The organism is Ornithinibacillus caprae, assembly GCF_009728145.1.
GTDB lineage: Bacteria > Bacillota > Bacilli > Bacillales > Amphibacillaceae > Ornithinibacillus > Ornithinibacillus caprae.
Genome location: NZ_WOCA01000036.1, coordinates 1 through 3,285, shown reverse-complemented (window position 1 = coordinate 3,285; position 3,285 = coordinate 1). Strand labels below are relative to the sequence as shown.

Here is a 3,285-nt window from a genome sequence, read left to right as displayed (position 1 = left end):
TGACTTATTACAACAACTACAGATATCAATGGAATCTAAAAAAGATGACCCCTGTACAATACAGGAATCACCTTTCCAGTGTAGCATAGTCTTTTTTAAAATAGTCCTTTACAAAGGGTACATTTTAAACGGGACATGATTGCTTTTTTAATACTAGGCACTTTTATTAACAATTGTTGTTTTCTAACCTTCTTAGTTAATGGAGAATGCGCAGTAACTAATGGTATGAAACTAGGATAAAATTTAAGAAGTAATGTACTGGACTCAACATCGCTCCGAAAATCAGAAAAAGCTTATCAATTATTACTACTTGAAGCAGCTGCAGTTGCTCCGGTAACAGCTGCGATCATAACTGCCTGCTGGGCCTGAATGATGGATTCTAGTACGGAATAAATACTTGTTTCCGCTAGCCCGTTATTTTCTAACTTTTCATTTACATAAAAACTAACCGCTAGTAATACATTCATATCCTTTTGCCATTTAAATTGCTTTTCTTGATTGAGCTTCTCATACATATTAACTATGACTTGAATATCCAATTCCTCAGGTGGAAGTAATGTAAGAATGCCTATTGCTGGGTAATACATTGCTTTCGGTTTGATACGAACCGTTTTCAAGCTATCATAAACGCTTACAGCCCGCGACACAAGTTGCTCTACATTTATGTCGTCACTTAAGGATAGTATATGACTAAGAATTTGTAGATCGTTCCCTTTTCTAAATCCATTCTTTGCCAATCGTTCGTAGTACATTTCAATATGGTCAATGATATCCTCTTTATCTTCAAATGCGAGTAATGTTGCGAGAGGATAGTCGCCAGAAGATGTTAAAAATCCATGCTCTTTTTTCATCCCGTCATAAATACTTTTTACTTTATTAATTGTTTGTTCTACAGATTTAACTTGATCTTGGTTTGTTAACAGAATAGTAGCTGCCATATACGTAAAAGTACCACTACTGAACTTAGCCTCTCTAAATCGTTCATAGTAATCAAATAACTGTTCAACCTGATTTTCAGGATCTTCAAAGTTTACATCAAGCATCGCTGCAGTTGTAAATCTTGGATAGGATTTCATAGAAGAGAACAAACCCGCTCGACCTTTTATGGAATCAGATATTTTCAACATTTTTTCTATATTTAACATCTTATTATTCATCGTATAAATGGATGCAATAGTCATGAGGATATTTTTATCGGTTACTTTCCACTTCATGTTTTGATGAAGAATCTCGTACGTATCTATATAATTTTGAATTTTTGTGTCCATGAATGAATGCCCCCTTCAAGTATAGTATTTATACGAATGACAAGGTTGATTGGTTTCACATTGTAAATTTTGTGTAAATAATCTGTATTGTATTTAAAAATATGTTATTTTAATAGAAATAACTTTAGGAGGTTGTCATGGAGAAGAAAGGCTCTTTACTTGAAATACTTGGTACATCGTTAAAGCTTGGGCTTACTTCATTTGGTGGTCCTGTGGCTCATTTGGGTTATTTTAAAAATGAATATATAGATAAAAGGAAATGGCTGGATGACAAGACATATGCAGATATTATTGCTCTATGTCAGTTTTTGCCTGGACCTGCAAGTAGTCAGGTTGGTATTGCAATCGGAATGCTACGTGGAGGTCTATTAGGTGGAATTGTATCCTGGTTTGGTTTTACGATACCATCTGTACTTGTGTTGATCTTATTTGCACTTGCCTTTCAGTCGTTTGCTTTTGGAGATGCGAATTTCATTACAAGTTTAAAAATAGTGGCAGTAGCAGTAGTTGCTCATGCAGTCTTAGGGCTTGGGAAGAAGCTAACACCAGATAGACCCCGTATTGCAATAGCCATTGGTGCACTGGTAATTATGTTGTTATTCCCATCTGCAATTGTACAGATTTCTGTAATTATAGGTGCAGCCATTTTAGGATATTTTATGTTTTCAAAAGATGCAGAGACGAAAGTTAATCTATTTACTGTATCGATATCAAAAAAAGCAGGAATTATTTCTCTTTCTATTTTAGTTATTTTATTATTAGGCTTACCTATTCTTGCGCAAACCGTATCCAATAGTTATGTATCTATTTTTGATACCTTTTTCCGTGTTGGTTCGATTGTATTTGGGGGAGGGCATGTAGTGCTACCACTTTTAGAACAAGAAGTAGTGCCGAATGGCCTTTTAACGAGTAATGAATTTCTTGCTGGATATGGAATGGCACAGGCTGTACCTGGACCCTTGTTTACGTTTGCTAGTTATCTTGGAACAATGATCAATGGGATAGCTGGTGGAATTGTTGCTACTATTGCAATGTTCTTGCCGTCATTCTTACTAATTATCGGTGCTTTACCTTTTTTAAGTGAGCTTCGTAAACGTAAAAGCTTTCAAGGTATTTTAACTGGAGTAAATGCTAGTGTAGTTGGTATTTTATTAGCTGCATTTTATGATCCTGTATTTACAAGCGCTATTGTAAGTGGTGCTCACTTTGCATTAGCGGTTATTCTTTTTGTTCTGATGCAGTTCTGGAAGACACCAGCATGGATGATTGTAATTATTGGTGTTGTCCTAGGTGAAGTATTGGCTTATTTATTTTAATCATATTAAAATGGGGCTAGAGGTGATTACATGGTACAACATCATTTTCATTTAAAAGCTGATTGGCCTGGTGGGCGTAATAGCGAAGGATATATTGAAGCAGGGAATTTAAGAACTAAAATATCTATACCCCCTGAGATGGACGGGCCAGGTGTTGGAACGAATCCGGATGAAATGCTATTAGGTGCAGCAGCAACGTGTTATATAATTACGCTTGCTGCGATGATTGAACGTGCAGAATTACCATTAAAAGACATGTCATTAGAATCTGAGGGAATTGTTGATGTCACAAATGGCGTGTTTACCTATAAAAAAATCATCCATAAACCAACAGTAGCTTTAGAGAGCCATGCAACAGATAAAGAGCGGAGAAAGCTTGAGCAATTAGTGGAAAAAGCGGAGAAAAGCTGCATGATTTCTCGAGCGATTGAAGGAAATGTCGAGCTGGAATTACAAGCTACTATTTCGTGAAAAAGGATCTGTGTAGATGATAATTGGTTCCGTTATGAGGGACGGTTTAACACAGGTGATTCTATAAGTGAAATTTAAAAAAGTCGATTCCTTTAGGTAGTAATGAAGTGACCCCATAAAGTTAGACAGAATATTTCACTAGGCAGCTGGTTGGGCATGAGTTCGATATTTTATCGGGCTCATGCCCTTCAATTTTGCCTTAATTCGCTTGTTATTATAGTAATCTATAT

The 3,285-nt window shown here is 36.0% G+C and carries 5 protein-coding genes; 3 read left to right on the top strand and 2 right to left on the bottom strand.

The window, feature by feature from the left end:
• On the top strand, positions 1-89 hold an 89-nt coding region (locus tag GMD78_RS21195), incomplete at its 5' end, for an IS3 family transposase (RefSeq protein WP_155670825.1).
• Positions 90-296: 207 nt separating this feature from the next.
• Here the strand turns inward: GMD78_RS21195 and GMD78_RS21190 are convergent.
• Positions 297-1,268, bottom strand: a complete 972-nt coding sequence (locus tag GMD78_RS21190) for a DUF4003 family protein (RefSeq protein ID WP_155671987.1) — start codon at positions 1,266-1,268, stop codon at positions 297-299.
• 137 nt (positions 1,269-1,405) lie between these two features.
• Here GMD78_RS21190 and chrA point away from each other — a divergent pair, with 137 nt between their 5' ends.
• Both chrA and GMD78_RS21180 read left to right on the top strand, forming a co-directional pair.
• Positions 1,406-2,584: a chromate efflux transporter gene (gene chrA, locus GMD78_RS21185; protein WP_155671984.1), complete on the top strand. Its 1,179-nt coding sequence runs from the start codon at positions 1,406-1,408 to the stop codon at positions 2,582-2,584.
• A gap of 30 nt (positions 2,585-2,614) precedes the next feature.
• Positions 2,615-3,055 (top strand): OsmC family protein, encoded by a 441-nt coding sequence (locus GMD78_RS21180; RefSeq protein ID WP_155671982.1) that lies wholly within the window; start codon positions 2,615-2,617, stop codon positions 3,053-3,055.
• A 138-nt stretch (positions 3,056-3,193) separates the two neighbouring features.
• Here the strand turns inward: GMD78_RS21180 and GMD78_RS21175 are convergent.
• Positions 3,194-3,285, bottom strand: a 92-nt coding sequence (locus GMD78_RS21175; protein WP_155670827.1) for an IS3 family transposase, incomplete at its 5' end; no start/stop codon positions are given.

What these genes read in the sequence shown, in the direction of transcription:
- chrA (WP_155671984.1), top strand. Translation starts at nt 1,406, where the DNA reads ATGGAGAAGAAAGGCTCTTTACTTGAAATACTTGGTACATCGTTAAAG.
- GMD78_RS21190 (WP_155671987.1), bottom strand. Translation starts at nt 1,268, where the DNA reads ATGGACACAAAAATTCAAAATTATATAGATACGTACGAGATTCTTCAT.
- GMD78_RS21180 (WP_155671982.1), top strand. Translation starts at nt 2,615, where the DNA reads ATGGTACAACATCATTTTCATTTAAAAGCTGATTGGCCTGGTGGGCGT.